The following is a 22719-nucleotide window of genomic DNA, read 5'->3' on the forward strand; positions in this document are numbered from 1 at the left end:
TGACAGTTGTTAATCAAAAAAAACTGAAAACTGATAACTAACAACTGTAGTTCGCGATCGCACTTGCGCCCTCACAAACCCGGTTTCTTACTATATTTCTCGTTCCCGAAGAGCAAAACTCGTAGAAACCGGGTTTCGACGCACCGATGCGTAATCAATGAACAGACAACAGTCAAGTGTCAACTCTTCTCTAAGCAACCGGGCAAGCTGTCCACTGCCAACTATCAACTGTAAACTATAGCAATCCTAATTGATTTTCTAGATCTCAAAAACCTGAAGATCTTACTATACAAGGAGTCGAGGAAGACAAGCGGGCGTTGTTTTGTGAGAATCAGATCGGATTACTATATCAACTGTCAACTATCAACTGTCAACTGTCAACTGTTATATATGCCAGTAAATTATCCGCGAGACTTAATCGGTTACGGGCAAAATCCCCCCGATCCTCAATGGCCGGATCGATCGCGCATAGCACTGCAATTTGTGATCAATTACGAAGAAGGTGGAGAAACCTGCATCCTGCACGGCGACGGTTCTTCGGAAACATTTCTGTCAGAGATTGTCGGCGCCGAACCCCTATCGGGACTGCGCCACATGAATATGGAATCCTGTTATGAATACGGCAGTCGGGCCGGTTTTTGGCGCCTCCACCGGATGTTTACTTCTCGGAAGATACCGGTGACTGTTTACGGCGTGGCGATGGCGTTAGAAAGGCATCCCGAAGCCGTTGCAGCGATGTTGGAGGCTGATTGGGAAATTGCCAGCCACGGCTACCGCTGGATTGATTATAAGTATTTTGGGGAAGAGGCGGAACGGGAACATTTGCACAGGGCGATCGCCATTCACACGCAAGTTACCGGCAGCCGTCCCCTCGGCTGGTATACGGGACGCACGAGCCCGCACACCCGCAAGCTAGTAGTGGAAGAAGGCGGTTTTCTCTACGATGCCGACAGCTATGCGGATGACTTGCCTTACTGGGTGTACGAGTGCGATCGGCCTCACTTGGTAATTCCTTATACCCTTGACAATAACGATATGCGGTTTGCTACGAGTCAGGGGTTTAACTCTGGGGATCAGTTTTTTGCTTACCTACGCGATGCTTTTGATTTACTCTACGCCGAGGGCGAGATTGCACCCAAAATGATGAGTGTGGGGCTGCACTGCCGCTTGACGGGGAGGCCTGGGCGGGCGGCAGCTTTGGCGCGTTTTTTGGATTATGTACAGCAGCATGAGAGGGTTTGGATATGTCGCCGCATTGATATTGCCCGACATTGGCATGAATATCAAAAACCGATGGTTTCTAAGAAGGACTGAAGTCCTTACTACGAACCTGGGAGGACTGAAGTCCTTACTACGAACCTGGGAGGACTGAAGTCCTGACTGCTGACATCTTGCACCCATGTCAAGAACAGGCAAGATGCCTGTTCCACAAAGGGTGAGTTTGATTCTGGGGTGTCTCGCCCGTGGGGTGGGCGTCTCGCCCGCCCGTAAAAGGCTGATTGCAAATGGTGCAAGATCTCAGTAGTGCGAAATTGCTTTGTAAGCGGCCCATCCACCGCGATCGGAAATATCTTCCCATTGGTATTTCTCTACTAACTCGCGAGGGTAGAGGAAAGCGGTTAATACTTCCCCGTCTTCCAAAATCACATCGGATGGATACATATGTGGGGGTTCTCCGGCTGCAAGCTGTTCAAAGTCTGCGACAGTTAATTCGTACACTTCTCCCGGAATTGATACGCCTCCGGTAGCCACTTCGTAAATTGCAGGATGCCAGCCATTTTCTGCGGAGTACAAGCGGTAAATCGGACGAGTTTTGGCTTCTCTGATGAACTTTGCTTCTCCCAGGTTGCTGTTGTCCGGCTGACCCCGCAGGGCGGAACCGCAAATGAATACTCGTTTGCTTACAATTGGTGTTTGACTCATAAGTAGAAGGAAGAAGGAAGAAGGAAGAAGGAAGAAGGAAGAACGAAGAAGGAAGGAGGTAGAAGGTAGGAGGTAGAAGGAAGAAGGCTATAAAGGCTATAAAGGCTATAAAGGCTATAAAGGCTGCGCCAGCGGGTAAACAGAAGACATACAGGCCAAGATTTTTAGCGATCGGTATTTTACGTTTAATTAGGTGGATTGACTCATATCACCCGATCGATAAAAATGTACTTGTTTCTACAGTTAAATCGCTGCGATCGCTTTATGCTGCGTGCTGTATTTTGATTGCAGCAGTTTAAGTGCTACAGCCGATCGCCTGTTGTAGGCAAAACTACATTATTTTACAGATTTAACCTGTCTGGGATACATTCTACAATAATCAGTTAAATGATTAATAATACAAGAGCGATCGCATCATTAAATTTCCCAGAATAGGAGAATGTAACATGACAGTTAGGCTAGCACTTTCAGTCAACGGTTCGCGCCTCAACAGCAGCATTGCCCAACTCGCCCAAATCGGCAAACTGCCGGGAGGAGGTGTCAGTCGGGTAGCTTTTACCAAAGAAGATTTGCTGGCGCGCAAACTTGTTGAGTCTTGGATGCGAGAAGCAGGGATGACTGTTCGGATTGACGCGGCCGGAAATACAATTGGCAGATATCCCGGATTGCGCGAAGGTGCCGCACTAGCAACCGGTTCTCACATTGATACTGTTCCTACGGGGGGGCATTTCGACGGAGTTTTGGGAGTTTTGGCAGGAATTGAAGTCGTGCGGGTGTTGCGCGAAAACGGCCTGCGCTTGGAACACGCCATTGAGACGATCGTATTTACCGACGAAGAAAGCACCGTTATCGGCTGCAAAGCGATGGCGGGAAATACAGTCAACAACCCCGAATATTACCGTCGCAGCGATGGCACTTCCATCCAAACTTGTTTAGCACAAATTGGCGGAGATTGGTCAAAAATTGCCGAAGCAAAACGCCATCCCAAAGAAATAGCAGCATTTGTGGAATTACACGTCGAACAAGGAGGTGTTTTGGAAAGTACGGGCGACTGCATAGGAGTAGTCAAAGGTATTGTCGGACAGTACCGCCTGGGAGTGAGAGTAACGGGCAGCCCCAATCATGCTGGATCGACGCCCATGCACGCCAGAAAGGATGCGCTGGTAGCGGCTTCCCAAATGGTACTAGCAGTCAACAAACTGGCAGTAGAAACACCAGGAGAACAAGTGGCAACGGTAGGTTACTTAACTGTGTGGCCGAATGCTACGAATACTGTGCCGGGAAAAGTCGAGTTTAAAATCGACTTGCGCGATTTGTCTGAAACTAATTTGGAACAGTTGTTAGCTAAAATGAAATTGGAGTTTCAAGCAATAGCCTCTGCCACCCAAACCGAAATCGAAATAACTCAATTGCTGCACGTACAGCCAACACTAGCAGCACCAAAGATTCAGAATGCAATTGTAGAAGTTTGTCAAGAATTAGGGTTTAGTTACAGGCATTTAATTAGCCGGGCCGGACACGACGCCCAAGAAATCGGACGCTTTACCGATATGGGGATGATTTTCGTGGCTTCTCGGGGCGGCATCAGCCATGCAGAAGATGAGTATACTTCGCCAGAACAGTGTACTCAGGGGGCGAATGCGCTGCTGCAAACCTTCCTAAAGCTCGATCGGCTGTATGCTGCTAAGGGCGATCGATTCATGGAGTTGTAACGCATCATTAAAACGTGAGAATAAGTGACTGCTGAGAATCTAAAAAATACGCCAATATTATCCGTTTCGATATTTCCTTTAAATTTGTAGGAGCTCTTACCCCCCGTGCCTACCCTATCTATCGGGTTCTTCACGAGGGGGGAAGAGCTCCTACAAGAATTATGCAAATGATTTAGGATTGCTATAGGTAAGTCCTAAGGAATGAAAATTAAATAACTTCCACAGGTTTTATACTTCTTGTGGGATGGGCGTCCCGCCCGTCCAGAAAGGGTGGGCGAGGTGCCCATCCCACAGACTTGTGTAAATTATTTAATTTGCGATCCTAAGCTGTTCTGCATTTAAATTGAATGTCAAAAAATAATCCCCCTCTTGTGGAGTGGGCCAGAAGAACTCGCCCTGAACATCCAATTTAAATGCGTGACAGCTTATTCATAAACCAGTAGTAAGCTGTTCTGCATTTAAATTGCATCTCAAAAAAATCAGACAATGAGTGGGGTGGGCGTCTCGCCCGCCCTGAATATACAATTTAAATGTGCGACAGCTTAACACAAGATGCTAATTTATAATTGCTAATAGGGAACAATTGCAAGTCTGAAGAAGTCGTTAAAAATTGTCTAGAGCAGCTAGCAAAAAAATAGTAATCTAGATAAGGGTATTGGCCAAGTAATTTTTAGCAACGATGAAATTAAATCGGTCTGGTATTTCTAAATGGTTGACAATCCTATTTGCTAGTATTTTAATCACTTTCGCCTTGCCTTTGCTGGCTAGGGAGATTCAACTGCCGGGGAGTCGGTGGGTAGAAGTACGGCAAGTTAGGGGAAGCGTAACATATCAAGGCAGACCAGCAAAAGTGGGCGATCGCCTGACAACAGCCGGCCAGCAAATCTCCACAGGCAAAAACTCTAGCGCGGTTTTAGCGGTAGACACTGGCATCGCTACGATTAATCTAGCAGAATTAAGCACCGTCCAAGTTAAAGGTCTGTCCGTTGCTGTCAATGGAGGTAGAGTTACCTTGCTGTCAGTCCCCGCAGGATTGGCAAGAGTTTCGGCCCGACGCTTGACTAACGCCAATTCGCGCCTAGAAATTAACAGCCCAGCGGGAGTTGTGGGTGTCAGGGGGACTGAGTTCGCCGTGGGTGTTGGCCCAGAGGGAAAAGCCGCAACTGCCTTATTTGAGGGGAAGGTTGACGCTAGCGCTCAAGGGCAAACTGTGAAGATAGAAAAGGGCTATGCTTCCGTCACTTTTCCCGGCAATCCTCCCAATCCACCCCAGGCATTCAAAGAAAATCTGAACTATGAATTGATCAGTTTATCAGCCATCAGTCAAGACAAAGTTCGATGCATTTGTACTGTCGATCCGCTGAATTTAGTGTATTTAAACGGCCAACCCTTAAAGATGGATCGAACAGGTAAAATCGACGAGATAGTGCCGAGACCAGCTAACTCTGACTACTGGCTAGTTGTTCGCAGTCCGGTGGGAAATGAGGTGTCTTATGAACTCGGTGCTAGTTTACTTAAGAAATAGATAATGACTCAATTAATAATCCCTCGTTTGCGAGTTTTTTTTACCCGCAGCCAATCCTTACTGCCGGGGGTTGCTGCTGCTCTTATTTCCTTGGGCGCGTTGCATTTGGGTGGCTGGAAACCGCTGGAACAACTGAGTTCTAACAGCCTGTTTCAACTTCGCGAAAGTCGAATTTTACCCAAACCTATTTGGGATAAACGAGTGGTGGTCATTGCCATAGACGAAGCAAGTTTAAGAAAGTTGGGGAGATTTCCGTTTTCGCGCGATCGCTACACTCAATTATTACAAGCCCTTTCCCCTGCTAAACCCGCAGTCGTTGGTTTCGACATTATTTTTGCCGAATCCAGTCCCCAAGATGACCAACTTGCAGACGCTATGAGTGCAACAGGTAATGTAGTGTTAGCTAAGGCTTGGGATGACCGAGGAAAACCGCTACCAATTGTACCAACTTTAGAAGCCGCAGCCGCCGATCGAGGTCATATTTTCCATAAGTCAGACACAGATGGAATCGGTCGTCAAGCCACGCTGTGGTTGCGAGATATTCCCTCATTGGGAATTGCCATGCTGCGAGTTTACAACGCCGACAAGCAACCGCAATCTGGAGGGCTAGAAAAGTTTTTATCACCGCCTAATAACGGCAGTCTAGAATTTTACAGTGCAGGGATAAATTGGCCTGGGAAAACGCAATTTATACCGACTTATTCGTTTGCTGATGTTCTGGAAGGTAAAATTACCAAAGATGCTTTTAAAGACAAATTGGTATTAGTAGGTACGACGGCAACAGGTTTAGATCCCTTGCGGACTCCTTTAAATCAAATTTCACCCACCAGTGGGATTTACCTTCATGCCGCAGTTATCGATAACTTGCTAAATAACCGACTGCTGCAACCTTTACCTGGCTGGACAAGTTGGCTGATATTACTTTTAATTGGGCCAATTACTAGCGGAATATTATCGAAATCTGGGCCCAGGGGACGAATTGCGATCGCTATCCTTTTCCCTCTAATCTGGTATGCAGTTTCTTTCTTATTATTTACGTTTAATTCTCTACTAATGCCCATTGCTGCACCGATTGGTACGATCGTCTTAGCTGGAATTGGACTGCAACTGCGAGAACAACAAGAGAAACAACAATTAATGAGCCTATTTGAAAAATACATGGCAAAAGAAACTGCTGAATTAATTTGGCAGCGAAAAGACGAAATCTTTAAAAATGGCGAACTGCAACCGCAAGAAATGGTCGCTACGGTTTTATTTATGGATATTCGAGGGTTTACTAGCATTTCCGAGCAACTATCTCCAGATGAATTGATGCCTTGGCTAAATCTATATTTAAATGCCATGAGTGAGTGTATTATGAATCACGGCGGCGTGATCGATAAATATATTGGCGATGCAATTATGGCAATATTTGGCATTCCCTTTCCTCATACTAAACCTGAAGAAATCAAACAGGACGCTCAAAATTGTATTGCCGCTTGTTTGGATATGTCAGAACGATTGAAAGAATTAAATCAGAAGTTTCAAAGGGAAGGAAAGCCAAAAATTGAATTCGGAGTTGGCATTCATACAGGGTCGATTATTGCTGGAACTGTCGGCGGCGGGAATCGATTAAATTTTTCGGTTTTAGGAGATACTGTGAATATTGCCGCCAGGTTAGAACCAATGAATAAAGATATTAAAGAAGACAATCCTTATCGAGTATTAATAACAGGAGAAACCTGGGAATTGGTGAGCGATAGCTACGAAGCAAAACCCGTTAAGAGTATTCAATTAAGAGGCAGAAAACAAGAAACAACTATTTGTGCGCTTGTTGGCAAAAAATGAAGATGATTTTCGTGGCTTCTCGGGGCGGCATCAGCCATGCAGAAGATGAGTATACTTCGCCCGAACAGTTTACTCAGGGGGCGAATGCGCTGCTGCAAACCTTCCTAAAGCTCGATCGGCTGTATGCTGTGTATGCTGCTAAGGGCGATCGATAATCTACTTCTCAAGCGATGTATGGTGCGTGACAGCGAATAGATTTGTGCGGTAGTATAAGAACTCAGCATTCACGCACCGCAACTTTATATAATAGCAGAGTTTTTTAGCTAAATTGATATTATATCTAGGACTTCGAGTTACCATATAAAAAATACAAGCCAGCGTGGATATCAACCAACAAAAAGAACAATTTAGCAACACCTACCTGCAAGCCATCGCCAGCGTTGCAGGCTATTCTCTTTACAAACCATTTGTAGACGACGATAGCGTAGACTGGGGAATTGCTGCCAAAGGAGGGACAGGTAGCATCCGAGCACCGCGCTTAGAATTGCAGTTAAAATCGACATCAAGGGATGTTCGAGAAAATAACTCGATTCGCTACCCTCTCAAACTCAAAAACTACGATGACTTGAGAATAGATGACTTCGCCGTACCCCGAATTTTAGTTGTTGTTTTAATCCCCGAAACAATAGCAAACTGGTTAACTCAGTCAGAAACAGAAACCTGCATGAAGGAATGCGGATATTGGATATCTCTGCGGGGAATGCCAGAAACACAAAACACCACCGCTGTCACAGTCACTATACCGAGAACTAATCAATTTACAGTCATCGCCCTTCAGTCAATTATGGAGGGGATTAGCCAAGGAGTTCAACCATGAAAGTCACATTCCAAGATAGCGAAACCCTCCAAACAGTCAACCTAAATCAAGTTAGAAATTACCTGCAAATTCACGGGTGGAATGAAGACAAACCTTTCTTAGAAAATGCCACACTTTGGCACAAACCAGTCGCCGGAGAGGAATTTGAAATATTACTCCCCAACCAACAAAATCTCGGAGATTATGCTGCCCGAATCCGGGAGATAATCGAAATATTAGAATCCGTAGAAAATCGATCGCAAAGTGAAATTTTAGCAGACTTAATTACCGGGATTCCCAATACAACTATTCAGGGAGTTGTGATGCAAATTCACACGCCCAACGCCGACAACTTAAGCGGCGAAATTACCTTATTAGGCGTGATTTGCGACAAATTACAGAAAATTAAAACCGAACTTGCAGACAAAGATTATATCCTCGCTATCAAAGCTTATCAAGAACGCTTGCCTTTCGTCTGTACGGGAGATTTGATCAAAGAAAATCAAACTTTCATTCTCAAAAATCCCCGCAACTTTACTCTAGATAATTTATGGCAAAATTAACAGATAATGTTACAGGAGTGAGAGCGCGGGAACTCTTGGCACCGCCCCTACAGAACAAATATCCGCATAAATCTTTTTCGCCAACATCCTAGCCAAATTCACAGGTACTGCATTCCCAACCATTTTGTAGCCGTCAGCAATATATTTGTACTTGAAAATAAAGTCATCCGGGAAAGTCTGAACTCGCGCACACTCTCGCACAGAAAGCCGACGGTAAGGCTGAGGCGAATGCGGGTCAAAAATGCGCTGATCTTTGCCAACTAAAATCATTTTACTAGCTTGAGGGTGCAAAGGCGCGTGTCTGCCGCTGGCCTGAATTGTAAAGGAAGGTTCACCCCAACTTCTAACTCGATTCCGCGACATATAAATGCTGGAAAATCCTAAATCTGCACATTCGTGATTCGCGACAGAATCGTGATAATTATCTAATTTACCCTTAACTAGAATTGGGGCGATCGCCTGCAAGTCAAAAATCGCATTTTGCAGTGTCAAAACCTCGGTTCCAGGTGCGGGAAACTCAAAACCAAAACCCAGATCCTGACGATAACCGATCACAATCACCCTTTGCCTATCTTGGGGAACACCAAAATTTTTAGCATTCACCAACTTGAACGAAACCCGATACCCAAGTTCCTCAAACTGCGATAATATATAAGTGAAAGCATCCTGATTTCTGGGCGCTAAGATGCCGCTAACATTCTCAGCTAAAAAAAACAAAGGCTGCTTGTCTCGGACAATTCTAATATACTCCCAAAAAAGCTGACCCCGAGAATCATCAATTCCCCGTTTCGCGCCCGCCGCACTCCAACTTTGACAAGGAGGCCCGCCAATAATCCCAACACAGTCAGGAATTTCATCAGAATTAATTTTTCGGATATCTCTGCGATCTAAAATAGTTTCAGAATGGTTAAATTGATAGGTATCCCAAATCGACTTATCATATTCATTCGCCCAAACCGGATTAAACCCAGCCCGACGAAAACCTAAATCCAATCCACCACAACCCGCAAACAGAGAAATAATATTCAAAGCCACCTTTTGTTACCCGCAATAAATACAATAAATTAATAATAAAACTTTCTTTGATGAGATATCTGTCTCTTGCTTCTCTCACTCTGCGCCCTCTGCGCCCTCTGCGGTTAAAGAAAAAAATATAATTCACAAACAAACAGAATTTATAATCCTCAATGAATGCAAACTCCATCCTTCAATCATACCAACACTTCGGCGTCCACCTCGGCCTCGAAAGAATTCACCAACTCCTCGAAAAACTCGACAACCCCCACAAACAAGTACCCATTATCCACGTTGCCGGTACAAATGGCAAAGGTTCTGTTTGCGCTTATCTCTCATCGGTACTCACGGCGGCAGGTTATCGAGTCGGGCGCTACACATCGCCGCACTTAATCGATTGGACAGAAAGAATTTGTATCAACCAAAAACCAATTTCTCCAATAGCATTGCAAGACTGTTTAGAAAAAGTTGTCCGCGCTGCTGAAGGTAATACGGAAACTCCGACTCAATTTGAAATCATCACCGCCGCAGCTTGGCTGTATTTCGCCGAACAAAAAGCAGATATTGCTGTCATAGAAACCGGATTGGGCGGTAGATTGGATGCGACTAATGTTTGCGAAACTCCGCTTGTGAGTGCGATTACTTCTATCAGTCTCGAACACTGGCAAATCCTCGGCCCGACTGTCGCTGATATTGCTGGGGAAAAAGCGGGAATTATTAAATCAAAGTGTCCGGTAGTTGTCGGAGAATTGCCGGAATCTGCTAGATTAGTAGTAGAAAAACGCATTCAAGAATTGGATTGTCCGGCAGTTTGGGTAAAACCTGCGCTAGATTTAGGAGACGGATTTGTAGAATATCATCCAAGTCCAGAAATCGGCGTTAATTCGAGTTTATCTGCGGTTACAATAAGATATAAATTGCCATTGCTGGGACAAGTTCAATTAATGAATTCGGCGATCGCACTTGCAACTCTCCACACCCTGCAAAACCTAGGATGGCAAATCTCCCAAAGTGCGATCGCCAACGGAATCGCCCAAACCCAATGGCCGGGAAGACTTCAGCAGACAACTTGGAACAACCGCAACATCCTGATTGACGGCGCGCACAACCCTGCTGCTGCGATCGCCCTGCGCGAATATGTAGACAATCTTACCACTTCCCCGTCGCCGATTAACTGGGTAATCGGCATTCTGGCGACGAAAGACTGCGATGATATTTTACAAGCATTACTCAAAAAGGGCGATCGGCTTTATCTCGTTCCCGTACCCGATCAAAACTCAGCATCCCCCACAGAATTAGCCGCCATTGCTGAAAATATCTGCCCTGAATTAACTCTCACTCAAGCTTTTCCCGACTTAACAACAGCTTTAGATGCGGCTGTTACCGACGAAAACCTCACAATCCTGTGCGGTTCACTTTATCTAGTCGGCTATTTTCTGCAACAACAATCTCAAACTTAAACGCATCAGGATTGTGTTTCTTCCTCTGTAAAAATGGGAGGCCATAATTCCGAAACGGGCAATTCCCAACCGGGAAAAAGCTCTGGTACTGTTAAAATATCGCCATTTGCTAAAATAGTCGGTTCACCAGTCGATCGATAAATTGCCACTGTTTCCTCATCAGGATCGATCAGGATGCCGACAACCGCACCCAGCTCTATAAACTTCAAAACCTTAGTTTCTATAGCCTTAATGCGATCGCTCTGAGATTTGATCTCAACCACCAAATCCGGGACAAGTTCACCAAAATAACGCGGACTTTGGCGCAAGCGGGCCGCGCGCACAAACGAAACATCTGGCGCTTTGACGTTGGTATTCGGCATGATGAAACCGCCTGCGGAGTCAAACACTCTCCCCAAGCGGCGTGGATTTATCCAAGCGAAGAGAAAGGCGATGAGACGGCTACTGATTTCACTGGATACAATGTCTGATGGGCCCATAACTGAAATTTTCCCGTCTTCTAGTTCAATTGTGTAATCTAAACCCGCTTCGGAAAAAAGGGTCTGAACTTGGTTTAAATCTTTGACTGTCATCGCTGTCATAAAAGTTTTCTCCCATTATTCAGTTGAATCTTAATTCTAACATAACTCAGAATTTACAACAAATGAATAATTTAAAAGGCGACAAAACACACAATATAATATATTACAATATAATTATCGAATTAAAATAAACCAAATGACCACTACATCCAAAAAGGAACCAACCTTGGTAGATGTAATTGAGAAACTGGACAAGCTATCGACAGATGTAGATAAGCTATCGAGGGATTCCGAGAAATTTAACGATCGCTTTTCTAACTACCAGTAAGCAACTCAGTGGGTAGTACAACTTGCTTTCACTTTAATTGCTAGTGCCACTATTACAGTGATTATCACTTCGGTGCTGCGGAAGTAAGAAATTCAGGGAGAAGCCAGAAACCGGGTTTTTGACGACAATATTTCGCCACAGCCCTCAGATTATGAAAAACCCGGTTTCTTGGGCATTGATGCACATCGCACTTTTCACCTCAATAAGGGCGATTCACGCTCGGGATACCTGCGCTTCACGCCCTTTCGATAGCTTGGAGAAGCATCCAGGGCGATCGCACGGGATTGTTCAGCGTTCCTCCTTCTGTTAAAATATCTAAACCTTTGCCATTTCCCGAATAATCTGTCACTTGACCACCCGATGATGCACCGACGCTGATGATATTGTCAAACTGAAGGGATGCTTTGCCTAAAGCTGATATTTCTTGGGGATTATTGCCAGCAGGAACGACAACAACGATGTGATTTTTGCGAGCGTATTCTAGGGCATTTTCTTCGGCTTCTGTCAGTTCGTAGCGAGAAACTATTTTGCCGCTAACATCAACTTGAGTTAGTTCAAAACTAATGTTAACAACTGCATTGAGTCGATCGGATTTTTTGGCGTTATCGACAAATTCAATTAAGGATTCTGCCCAACTGTTATTGCCACTAGCCCTACCTAACCAAATCGGTGCTTCATTGTTAATGCCGTCGATGCCTTTGCTATTATTTTGAGTGGCGGCAATTAAGCCTAAAACATGAGTTCCTTGTTCGCTGCCTTCACCGGATTGAATTAAGGGATTATCATCATTAGCAATGCGGTCTTTTCCGAGAGTAATGCGGCTGTAGTCTATGTCGAAATTATTGGCATTAAATCCGCTACTAATAATACCGACTAAGGGTTGAGATGCTTTTAAAAAAGGGAATGAGGTAGTCGTTGTGACTGGATTCGAGCCGATATCTTGTGGATAATTTGTGGGTTCTGTATTGGTTTTTTCTTGACTATTTGTGGCTATTATGCTGGTTGCATTGGGTGCGACAGGTTGAGTTATTGGAGCAACTTCTTGAATAGAAATTGCTGGCTGGCTGTTGGTAGAAATTGCTGGTTTAGCTAATTCTGGTATTGCCGTTACTGGCTTGCTATCTGTCGCAATTGATTGATTGACAGTCGAAAGTTCTTGAGGATAAATATTTGGCTTGCTTTCGTGGACTATCGGCTGAAAAGTTTTACCAGATGCTTGAGTAGAAATTGCTGGTTGTTCATCGGTTTTAGGGCTGAGAGTAACAGCAGGTTGTGGTTGATTTATCTTGGTTTCTGTCTCAACGGTTGAAATGTTTTTAGGCGCAGGTTGAGGTGCAATTGCTTGAGATTCGATTTCAACTGATTTCGTTACAGTTTTATCTGAAGCCGGTGCATCTTTTGTGGTAGTAGAAATAGGGGTTGCGATCGCCTCTTTTTCTTCTTTTATTGTCAACGGATCGATGACTGTTGGAGATGAAGTCACCGAATCGGTTTTGACAGACTCATTCGGAGTGGAAGTCAGTACGATCGCCAATTTCTCATCTTCAGCCTTCACCTCAGACACGACAGCCTTGTCTGAAACCGGCAAATCCTTGGTAGAAGTATCGATCGAATCTTCAGCCTTCACCTCAGACACGACAGCCTTGTCTGAAACCGGCAAATCCTTGGTAGAAGTATCGATCGAATCTTCAGTCTTCACCCTCGACACGACAGCCTTGTCTGAAACCGGCAGATCCTTGGTAGGAGTAGCGATCGAATCTTCAGTCTTCACCCTCGACACGACAGCCTTGTCTGAAACCGGCAAATCCTTGGTAGAAGTATCGATCGAATCTTCAGTCTTCACCTCAGACACGACAGCCTTGTCTGAAACCGGCAAATCCTTGGTAGGAGTATCGATCGAATCTTCAGTCTTCACCTCAGACACGACAGCCTTGTCTGAAACCGGCAGATCCTTGGTAGGAGTAGCGATCGAATTGGCGATCGCAGGTTCGTCATCTTCAGTCTTCACTGCTGGCGTTACAGTTGTATCTGAAGTAACAACCTCCGTTTTCGAGAGAGACTCAGTATTAGTTGGAGAAATTACTTTCTCTTTTGAAACACTTGCGTTATCTGAAATCGGAACATCTAAAACCGAACCAGAATCAGTATTTTTGGCAGGTTTTTCATCCTCTTTAGCAGGCTCTACCTTCGGTTCAACATAGGGTTTAGCATAAGCAATCAAAGCCTTACCAATATCAGCTTTACGCCAATCTTTTTCAGGATTAATCACAGAATCCAAATTCACCGCAGTACCCGTCGCACCCCGCACCTGAAATATCACATCATTGTAATCGCGATCGCTCCCTAAATCAACCCGCATATCCTCCATTGCAAAAGTCTTGCCACTACCAGTCACATCAGCAATTTGCCCGACATGAAATCCCTCAGCAGGATTCGCCGTCACCATTGAAAATAAAGGACGTTTATCCCCTCCAATAACAGGATTATTCAGAACCTCTTGCACAGTTCCATTTGGCACCAACATAACGCCAAACTCATCCCCCGAAGTCATTGCAAAACTCTTGACTCCCAAATAAGTTCCTTCGTTATAATTCCCTTCAGGTAAATTACCCGTAAATTTTGCACCTTCGCTCAAATCATTAATGACTACATGACCTTTTACAGAATTGCTTAATGCCCTTGAAGCCACTTCCTTGATAAATTCTGCTGAACCAGGTACAAACTTCTCCATCCCTTTTAGACTGACGATAGCTAATTGACCCTTATACAGTCCGCCGTCAAACAAGAAATCGATACCAACTTGGCCGCTAGAGTCAACAACAAATTTCCCAGATGTAAACGAATTATCGGCGACAATCTCAGATTTAGGAGTAGTTTTGCTGAGTTCTTTAGGGGTTTCAACTGCAACAGCTTGACTGTTATCCGCAACTTTTTTGTCCTTGTCTCCGCTAGTAGTTGTCGAGTTTTGTTTGTTGCTATCTTTGCCAGCTTCATCGATAGTAGCGACTGATTTATCCGCCGTCACTTTATCAGTAGTCGCTGCTTGAATTATGGCTGGTGATTTTGAAGTCTCAACAGTTTGAGTAGTTGTTGTCGAGTTTTGTTTGTTGCTATCTTTGCCAACTTCATCGATAGTAGCGACTGGTTTCTCCGCCGTCAATTTATCAGTAGTAGTCGCTGCTTGAATTGTGGCTGGTGATTTTGAAGTCTCAACAGTTTGAGTAGTAGTTGTCGAGTTTTGTTTGTTGCTATCTTTGCCCGCTTCATCGACAATAGCGACTGGTTTCTCCGCCGTCACTTTATCAGTAGTTGCTGCTTGAATTATGGATTCTTTTGCTTGTGAAATCAGGTTACTGTTAGTGGCCAGTGTTTCCGATTTATTTTCTTTTTCTGCTAACGCATCGATTTTTTTATCAGGGGATATTTCCTTGGCACTCTGATTGTTAGTCAAAGAGTCAGTTGTTGTCAGACTGTCAGCTTTGATGGCAATTAACGGTGCATCTTTGCTGCTTCCAGTCAGGGTATCCTTGGCATCTATGGCTGACTGGGAACCGGATAGGGCGTCGCCGCGACTCGTATTGCCACTAACTGACCTGCTTAAGCTGCTATTGAGAGGATTTGGAACAATTAATGAATCATCGGATTTGTTGCTGATTGACTCGGAAGCAGCATCTTTTGATTTCAGTAAATTAGTCGTAACTAATGGTTTATCGGGTTCGATCGCTATTTTATTGTTGCTGTCAAGCATCAAGGAACCTTCGCCGATATTTTGCTTGTTGCTGTTGCTTAAAGGGTTGAGGATAGAATTGTTGGCAGCACTTCCCGGCAAAGTGTCGGCGATTAGAACATCTTTCAGCAGAACATTAGTTTGACCTTGATTGATAGTTGTCATTGAGATTATACTCCTAATCTTGGATTAAATGAAAATTGATATAATGAAATCAAACGATCGCCCAAACGTTGAATTGGCTTCTCTACTCTAATTACGGAAGCAGCCCCAAGTTTTTACGCAAATCTCAAAACTGCTTTTTCACACGAAAGTGCGATCGCCCCCTCAACCCTAATTACGAAACCACCTCAAACTTTTTACGCAAATCTCAAAACTTTTTTCCCAAACCCCCTCAAACGTAAAGTTTTGTAACAATCTCCCCACAAATGCGTAAAAAATTGAGACTCTACCGAAAAACAACATAGAAATGCCCCAAGACTGCACAAGAATCCCCAGAGGAGTGAGGAGATTGAGATGGAGGACGAAATTGATTTACAACTCAAACAGCTAGCCGTCGAAGCTCAACAGCACCCAGCCCTTAGCCTTGAGCGACAGAAAGCATTAACCAAACTGAGAAACGCAATTTGGCTATCGGGCAAGCTTGCTTATCCCCAAAAAAGGTCATGGTCTCCTAATATTTACGAAGACCTTTATAACGAAGCACTTCTAAAAACAATTGAGTATATTTGTCTAAAAATTGACAAATACGATCCAGAAAGACCACTGATGGCCCCGGTCAATCACATATTGAAGTTGAGATTCAAAGATGCTGTTAAGCGATATATGAAAGAAAAAAATAGAACACGCGAACTACCTTCCTTAAACGACCTAGATAATTACCAGTCACCACAATCACCATTGTCCGAAGAGGCTACAATGCTGCGTGAATTGATCGAAGAAGATCCAGATGGCCATTTTAGAAGAGTGTCACTTAGATGTCGCCCGGATATTTCTTGGCAAGTTATAGCTTTAGCTAAATTGGATGGTGAAACATTGGATAGTATGTCTCAAAGGTTTGGAGTTTCTATTTCAGGTATCGACAGTTTTTTTAATCGAAACCTGCGGAGATTTGGTGATGATTTTCGTAATAAATTACAGTAGCAATTAAGCGACAACCACAGAAACTAATGATGAGTAAAATGATCGAACCAATAACTTTCACCGTACCGCTATCCTTTGAAGCCCATGACATCGCTCAACAGTGCGCTCAAAAATCCCTGCCGACAAAATTCAAACAAGTTTATCTCAATACCCTAGCAGTGTATGCAGTAGATTCTTACCTACGCTGCATGGGATTTGAAACTAACTTGGCTCATAGCGAAAGTCGCGATTCACTCATGCTCAAATTTGTAGATGTCGCCGATTTAGATATCGTCGGCGTTGGCAAAATTGAATGTCGTCCCGTATTGCCCGATTCCCAAACTTGTAACATTCCCTCCGATGCTTGGGAAAATCGCATCGGTTACGTTGCTGTACAATTAAATCAATCTTTGAAAGAAGCAACGCTACTAGGATTTACTAAAACTTCTGCAATGAGAGAAGTACCGCTCACTCAACTGCAATCCCTAGAATATTTTCTTGCCTACATGAATCGAATTCAACAACTGAAACCAGTTAATTTAATGAACTGGTTTGAGGATGTTTTTGATGCGGGATGGCAAGTAATTGATGAGCTATTAAATCCCGAACAACTGGAGTGGCATTTTAGAAGTACGAACGCATTACCTATCGAGAGGGGTTATAAAATTGATTTGGGAATGCAGCTAGCACAACAGTCTGTAACACTTGCAGTCATGCTGGCACCAGAACCAGGTTCCGAAGTGGATATCCAAGTGCAAGTGTATCCGATGGGAAATCAAACTTGTTTGCCAGAAGGGTTAAAATTGATAGTGATGGATGAGTCAGAAGAGGTAGTTCTTGAGGCAACATCCAGAGATGATGACAACTTTATTCAGTTGGAATTTAGTTCTGAATTAAGAGAATTATTTGGCGTTACTGTGGCACTCGGAGAAGCTAGCGTGACGAAACATTTTCATTGGTAATCTGCCACGCATTTGTCATTCCCAGCTAGCACCTGGGAACGAAAGCAACAACTCAAGTATTGACTGCTAACCTATTGAAAATTTCACTTGGATTTTATGTCATCATTAACCTTTCAAAACTTGCGCGGTCAAAATCTCCAAGGTCGTTCTTTCAAAGGTCAAGATCTGACTAATACTGATTTCTCTTATGCAGATATCCGAGGTGCAGATTTTAGCGGAGCAACTCTCGATGGTGCTAACTTCAGTCACGCTCGCTGCGGATTAATAGTGCGATCGCAAATCAAAATATTCATAATTGTAGCACTGATATCAGCAATGTCAGGAACGGCTGCTGTAACTGCTATCAGTCAGACATTCAGATCTCTATTTGCCAAAAATATTGGGTACTCCAGTTTGATTGTAACAGCAATCATCTTATTACTGAATACTGTTCTTTTGGCTCTCACGATTCGCCAAGGAATACAAAAAGCTTTGGGGTCTTTAGCTATGGCGGCTGCAATCTTTGTACCTTGCATTGCTGTTTTAAGTGCGATCTCGAACGATAAACACCCGATACTGGCTTGGCTGAGAGGTTTTAGACCTGGGAGCTTAACTGGGGCGTTGGCTGGTGAACCGAATACCAACGATATTCCGTTTTTAATTGTAAGTTTGATCGGGGCTGTGGCTGCGACTACGATCGCAGTTGTAACTTTGCCTTTAGCTGTGGCTTTGGCTGAGGTTGTATTGGGCAGAATAGTGGCAGTTTTAGCTGTATTTGAAGCTCTGGCAATAAGTGCGATCGCCACCGGAATTATTATCAATAATTCAACCCGGTATTTAAAAGCATCTGTGTTAATTAATACTAGATTAGCTGACAACACGAACAATAAATGTTATGATTTTCTAGACCAATGTGTCGCAAATTCTTCCAATCCACCTATAGTTATTGCGATTATCATTATAGCGGTAATTTTAGCTGTAGCTTTGGTCTCATTGGGAACTTATATTGGCAACAGAGTTTTAGCTGAAGATGATAAATATGCCGTAATTCACCAATTAGCTAATGCGATTGCAGCGGCAGGCGGTACCAGCTTTCGGGGTGCTAATTTAGCCAATATTAATTTTAGTTACGCTCTTCTCAAAAACACTGATTTTAGATGTGCTAATATTTATCGTACAATGTGGCACAAAAGCTCAAGAATTGAGTGGGCAAGAGTCGGCGAGACAATATTAATTGATCCCGCAGTTCGAGATTTGCTAGTGACCGGCAACGGCTATAATAAATCATATCAAGGCATGGATTTGAAAGGAGCAAACTTGATAGGTGTAGACCTCGGCTACGCCAAACTTCAAACAGCAGACCTCAGTCAAGCGACTTTAGAAGCTGCTAATTTAGAGTATGCAATTTTTAGTCAAGTTCAGGCGATCGGCACTGATTTCAGTAATGCGAGAATGACTGGTGCTTGCGGTTTAGGAACCTGGAATATTGACAGCACTACGAAACTAGAATGGGTAGATTGTCGGTGGGTTTACTTGCTAGAAGAACCGAAACCTGGCACTGACGATCGCGAACGCCGTCCCCACAGTGAAAAATCTCAATTTGAGATCGGAGAATTTACCAGTTTTTTTCAAGAGGTAGTCAATACAGTTGACTTAATTTTCCGTAACGGTGTTGATTGGAAAGCCTTCTACCAATCTTTCCAAAAAGTTCAGGACGATCTCAAAGGTACAGAACTAAAAATTCAGAGTATTGAAAATAAAGGCAATGGCGTTGTTGTCATCAAGGTTAGCGTACCTCCTGACACAGACAAAGAGAAGATTGAGACTGATTTCAATGGTTTCTACCAAAAAATGCTAGAATTAGCAAGAGTAAAAAATCCAATAATTCAAGAGTTCCCAGAACAGCAAAGATACTTGCTATCAGTAGTAGAGAAGATAGTAAAACCACTTTCAGAACAGGTAGTTGTCTTAAACTTAGATCGTGGTGACTTGAACCAAGGCTTTGCCGTCAGCGCTGATATTTACTGTGACGGACACCGTTTGCCAATCCAAATAGAAGGCAATTTGCCACCACAAGCAAAAATTTTAAAACGCTATCAACAGTGGGAAGAAATGTATAACATTAAAAACCAGAACAGCCGGATCAAAGGCAAAGAAGGTCAAGTCACTAACTTTTCTATAAAGAAGCTAACAACGTTAGCTGAGGATGTGGAAGCGGAAGTAAATAATTGGCTGAATTCAGCACCATTTAACCCGATCGAGCAAAAATTGCACGACAATTTAAACTTTGATGATGAGGTGCGGGTGATTGTGCAAACTGAAGATGCCTTCCTGCGAAAACTTCCCTGGCATCGGTGGAAGTTTTTTGAAGTTTATTGCCAACAAGCAGAAGTCGCTTTAAGTCGCACAGTATCTAATAGGGTAAAGAAATTCGTCCTACCAAGAAGTAAAGTGAGAATCTTAGCAATTTTGGGTGACGATACAGGAATTAATATCGATGAAGACAAACAGGTGTTAGAGAATTTGTCAGACACAGAAATCATGTTTTTGCTCAAACCAACTCGCGAGGAATGTGAGGAATGTCTCAGAGATAAAATAGGCTGGGACATTCTCTGTTTTTCCGGTCACAGTTACAGCGAAGTAGATGGCAGCAGTGGGGCAATTTATATTAATAAAACAGATAAGTTAACTGTCGAAGAACTCAGAATTTCCTTGAAAATAGCCATTGAACGTGGTTTGGAGATAGCAATTTTTAATTCTTGCGATGGCTTGGGATTGGGGAAACAGTTAGCTGATTTAGATATCCCTCAAATTATCGTGATGCGGGAACCTGTGCTAGATGCGATCGCCCAGGAGTTTTTGAGGCATTTTCTGAAAGCTTTTGCTGGTGGCGATTCTTTGTATGTTTCTGTGCGATCGGCGCGAGAAAAGTTGAAACAAAAATGGGATAAGCAATTTCCCGGTGCTAGTTGGTTGCCTGCTATTTGCCAGAATCAATCTGAGTATCCCAAGAAATGGGGAGATTTTCAAGGGAATTGTTAGCGGTATATTGAGTAAATTTAGTTTTTGTTTGAGGTGTTAATTATGTCGGCATTTGTCTGCAATTTTGTGCAACATATCCACACATCGCTTTTAAAACTCCGTTTTGCAGGCGAGGGCAAGTCACTTCTACAAAGGCAAAGAATATACTTAAATACCGGATTGTATATCAGTTACCAGAAGTGCGATTCCCTGCGGTACAAGCTATGCATGGGTGCAGGATGTACCAACGCTTCCCAGGGCTTCACTTTAATTGAGTTGCTGGTTGTCATTTTTATTATTGGGATTTTATCTGCGATCGCCCTCCCTACCTTCTTCAGGTTAATCGGTAAAGCTAAAGAAAGTGAAGCCACACAATATATTAGCTATTTGAACAAACACCAAACGGCGCAATATTACGAAGCAACGGGATTTACCAACTCTTTCGGATCGCTTTCATTTTCCCAAGATCCAACAGCAACTTCTGCTGCTGCTATTTTGAAAGGTTTTGGCTTTTCTGTGCGAGAAAGCAAGAATTATTTGTATGGTATCAAAGTTGCGACTTACAATGGCTATCCAATTGCAGCTCAAGTAGCTGTGTCTAAAAATTTAGGTGTGCGATCTTATTTTGGAATTATCTACGCCCACGATAATAATATCTTAGTTCCGTGCGGCCCGGTTGCTGTTGATTTGAGTTTGGCTTCTCCGGTGCTTAAACAAGTACAGATGGTGACACAATTTATAGCCACTCCTGAGATTTATTGTCCTTATCCTAGTTTCATAAAATAGTGCTAGATTTAGTAAATGTAGTTTTTGTTAGCTAGTACCCAAATATAACTGGAGTTGAGACTAAGTCGTAGGTTGCGTCAGTCGGGGTTTTTTCGATTATCATCAAGTAGATGCAATAGATCTCTTGCAAAAATACAAAGCACCCCACCCCAACCCTCCCCTTGGTAAGGGGAGGGGGTAAGATTATTCTTGTTTCCCCCTCCGGGAGGGGGGACTTGCGGGGGGTAAATTTGACGAGAGCAAGAGTTCTAATCTGAGGCACCCTACTTTAATCAATCAAACATGAAAAATCTCGAACAATTAAGCGAAATTGCCCAGGCCGCCGCTTGGGGTGCCGCAGATATTTTACAATCCTATTATCGCCCTGATGCTAATACTCCCAACCTGGACATTCAAGAACAAAAAGACGGCCCAGTTACCGCCGCTGATGTCGCTGTCAATTCTTACATTCTCGATGAATTGCAGTCGGTTTTAGGGAATGCAGAATTTGGCTACCTGAGCGAAGAAACTTACAAATCTTATTTAGAAAGTTGTGGCAAAGTTCCTTTATCTCAATCTTGGGTTTGGATTATTGACCCTTTGGATGGAACGCGCGATTTTATTGACAAGACTGGTGAATTTGCGGTTCATATTGCTTTAGCTTTTGAGGGAAAACCGATATTAGCGGTTGTGGCTTGGCCGTCCAAGCAAAAGATTTATTATGCCATCCGCGATGCTGGTGCTTTTGGGGAAAGTCGCGGGGGTTGTGCGGTGAAATTGCAGGTTTCTGCGCGAAATATAGTGGCAGATTTATCTATAGTAACCAGTCGCAGTCACAGGGACGATCGGCTAAATCGACTATTGCACAAATTTCCCTGCCAAAATCAACTGGCTGTGGGTAGCATCGGCTGCAAGATTGCGACGATTGTCGAACAAAAAGCTGATGTTTATATTGCTCTTTCGGGGAAGTCGGCGCCGAAGGATTGGGATTTGGCGGCGCCGGAATTGATTTTGACGGAGGCGGGCGGGCGATTTACTCGTTTTGATGGTTCTGCTTTGCAATATAACCGGGGAGATGTCAGTCAGTGGGGGGGGTTGTTGGCGAGTAACGGTTGCTGTCACGATGCTTTGTGCAGGGATGCTGAGGGGATTTTGGCTGAGATTGATTCGGGTTTGCGGTAATCAGGTTGGTTTGTAGTGAGGAATGCGAGTCCTCGGAATGGGTGCGGACTGAAGTCCTCACTACGAACCTGTTTTTTCATTGCACATAACTTTACTTACCTAACTTATGTATTAATTACCACGTTTAAATCCTCAGTACAATAGCACTTATGTTTCAAAAATATTTGTGGTGTATGCAGCTCGCATTCATCGCAGTAATTGTACTTAAGTATTTTGTCGCTCTTTATCGGTAGTTTAATTAACCAGATCTTTTTAAAGAAAACTTTATATAGCTCGGATAAAAAAACTGTTA

Annotated in this window: 18 protein-coding genes; 14 read left to right on the plus strand and 4 right to left on the minus strand. The window is 43.6% G+C overall.

What is annotated here, in order from left to right:
* Positions 1-390: 390 nt before the first annotated feature.
* Entirely contained in the window at positions 391-1314 is a 924-nt protein-coding gene (puuE, locus tag JGK11_RS09900) for an allantoinase PuuE (RefSeq protein ID WP_293182055.1), read from the plus strand.
* Positions 1315-1518: 204 nt separating this feature from the next.
* Here the strand turns inward: puuE and JGK11_RS09905 are convergent, their stop codons facing one another.
* Complete coding sequence (locus tag JGK11_RS09905; RefSeq protein ID WP_293182053.1) at positions 1519-1923, minus strand: gamma-glutamylcyclotransferase; 405 nt, start codon at positions 1921-1923, stop codon at positions 1519-1521.
* Positions 1924-2369: 446 nt separating this feature from the next.
* On the opposite strand from JGK11_RS09905, the gene JGK11_RS09910 reads away from it, so the two are divergent.
* From JGK11_RS09910 to JGK11_RS09935, 6 genes are all read left to right on the plus strand, one after another.
* A complete protein-coding gene (locus JGK11_RS09910; protein ID WP_293198396.1) occupies positions 2370-3635 on the plus strand; it encodes a Zn-dependent hydrolase in 1266 nt (421 codons plus the stop codon).
* Positions 3636-4314: 679 nt separating this feature from the next.
* A complete protein-coding gene (locus tag JGK11_RS09915) occupies positions 4315-5160 on the plus strand; it encodes a FecR domain-containing protein (protein ID WP_293182047.1) in 846 nt (281 codons plus the stop codon).
* Positions 5161-5163: 3 nt separating this feature from the next.
* Positions 5164-6987: an adenylate/guanylate cyclase domain-containing protein gene (locus tag JGK11_RS09920; protein WP_293211424.1), complete on the plus strand. Its 1824-nt coding sequence runs from the start codon at positions 5164-5166 to the stop codon at positions 6985-6987.
* On the plus strand, positions 6984-7142 hold the full coding sequence (locus JGK11_RS09925; RefSeq protein ID WP_293191526.1) for a hypothetical protein: 159 nt from the start codon (positions 6984-6986) through the stop codon (positions 7140-7142). The genes JGK11_RS09920 and JGK11_RS09925 overlap by 4 nt, the downstream gene beginning before the upstream one ends.
* Positions 7143-7306: 164 nt before the next feature.
* Positions 7307-7804, plus strand: a complete 498-nt coding sequence (locus JGK11_RS09930) for a DUF4365 domain-containing protein (protein WP_293182041.1) — start codon at positions 7307-7309, stop codon at positions 7802-7804.
* On the plus strand, positions 7801-8346 hold the full coding sequence (locus tag JGK11_RS09935; RefSeq protein ID WP_293182039.1) for a hypothetical protein: 546 nt from the start codon (positions 7801-7803) through the stop codon (positions 8344-8346). The genes JGK11_RS09930 and JGK11_RS09935 overlap by 4 nt, the downstream gene beginning before the upstream one ends.
* A gap of 9 nt (positions 8347-8355) precedes the next feature.
* On the opposite strand, the gene JGK11_RS09940 is transcribed toward JGK11_RS09935, so the two are convergent.
* Positions 8356-9375 (minus strand): DNA cytosine methyltransferase, encoded by a 1020-nt coding sequence (locus JGK11_RS09940; protein ID WP_293191524.1) that lies wholly within the window; start codon positions 9373-9375, stop codon positions 8356-8358.
* 158 nt (positions 9376-9533) lie between these two features.
* Between JGK11_RS09940 and JGK11_RS09945 the strand changes: the two genes are divergently transcribed.
* Positions 9534-10820, plus strand: a complete 1287-nt coding sequence (locus tag JGK11_RS09945; protein ID WP_293211426.1) for a folylpolyglutamate synthase/dihydrofolate synthase family protein — start codon at positions 9534-9536, stop codon at positions 10818-10820.
* A gap of 5 nt (positions 10821-10825) precedes the next feature.
* Here the strand turns inward: JGK11_RS09945 and JGK11_RS09950 are convergent, their stop codons facing one another.
* Entirely contained in the window at positions 10826-11401 is a 576-nt protein-coding gene (locus JGK11_RS09950) for a Uma2 family endonuclease (RefSeq protein ID WP_293182033.1), read from the minus strand.
* A gap of 136 nt (positions 11402-11537) precedes the next feature.
* Here JGK11_RS09950 and JGK11_RS09955 point away from each other — a divergent pair, with 136 nt between their 5' ends.
* Complete coding sequence (locus JGK11_RS09955; RefSeq protein WP_293182031.1) at positions 11538-11669, plus strand: hypothetical protein; 132 nt, start codon at positions 11538-11540, stop codon at positions 11667-11669.
* A 235-nt stretch (positions 11670-11904) separates the two neighbouring features.
* Here the strand turns inward: JGK11_RS09955 and JGK11_RS09960 are convergent, their stop codons facing one another.
* Positions 11905-15561 (minus strand): DUF4114 domain-containing protein, encoded by a 3657-nt coding sequence (locus JGK11_RS09960; protein WP_293211427.1) that lies wholly within the window; start codon positions 15559-15561, stop codon positions 11905-11907.
* A gap of 351 nt (positions 15562-15912) precedes the next feature.
* Here JGK11_RS09960 and JGK11_RS09965 point away from each other — a divergent pair, with 351 nt between their 5' ends.
* The 5 genes from JGK11_RS09965 to JGK11_RS09985 all read left to right on the plus strand — a co-directional run bounded on the left by JGK11_RS09965 (position 15913) and on the right by JGK11_RS09985 (position 22427).
* Positions 15913-16539, plus strand: coding sequence for a hypothetical protein (locus JGK11_RS09965; RefSeq protein WP_293186742.1), 627 nt, complete (start codon positions 15913-15915; stop codon positions 16537-16539).
* A gap of 26 nt (positions 16540-16565) precedes the next feature.
* Complete coding sequence (locus tag JGK11_RS09970; RefSeq protein ID WP_293204660.1) at positions 16566-17480, plus strand: DUF1822 family protein; 915 nt, start codon at positions 16566-16568, stop codon at positions 17478-17480.
* A 96-nt stretch (positions 17481-17576) separates the two neighbouring features.
* A complete protein-coding gene (locus JGK11_RS09975) occupies positions 17577-20501 on the plus strand; it encodes a pentapeptide repeat-containing protein (protein WP_293211428.1) in 2925 nt (974 codons plus the stop codon).
* Positions 20502-20708: 207 nt separating this feature from the next.
* Entirely contained in the window at positions 20709-21266 is a 558-nt protein-coding gene (locus tag JGK11_RS09980) for a prepilin-type N-terminal cleavage/methylation domain-containing protein (protein WP_293211429.1), read from the plus strand.
* 282 nt (positions 21267-21548) lie between these two features.
* Entirely contained in the window at positions 21549-22427 is an 879-nt protein-coding gene (locus tag JGK11_RS09985; protein ID WP_293211431.1) for an inositol monophosphatase family protein, read from the plus strand.
* Positions 22428-22719: the final 292 nt, after the last annotated feature.

Origin of the sequence: Microcoleus sp. PH2017_34_RAT_O_A, assembly GCF_020737885.1 — a bacterium.
Classification (GTDB): domain Bacteria; phylum Cyanobacteriota; class Cyanobacteriia; order Cyanobacteriales; family Microcoleaceae; genus Microcoleus.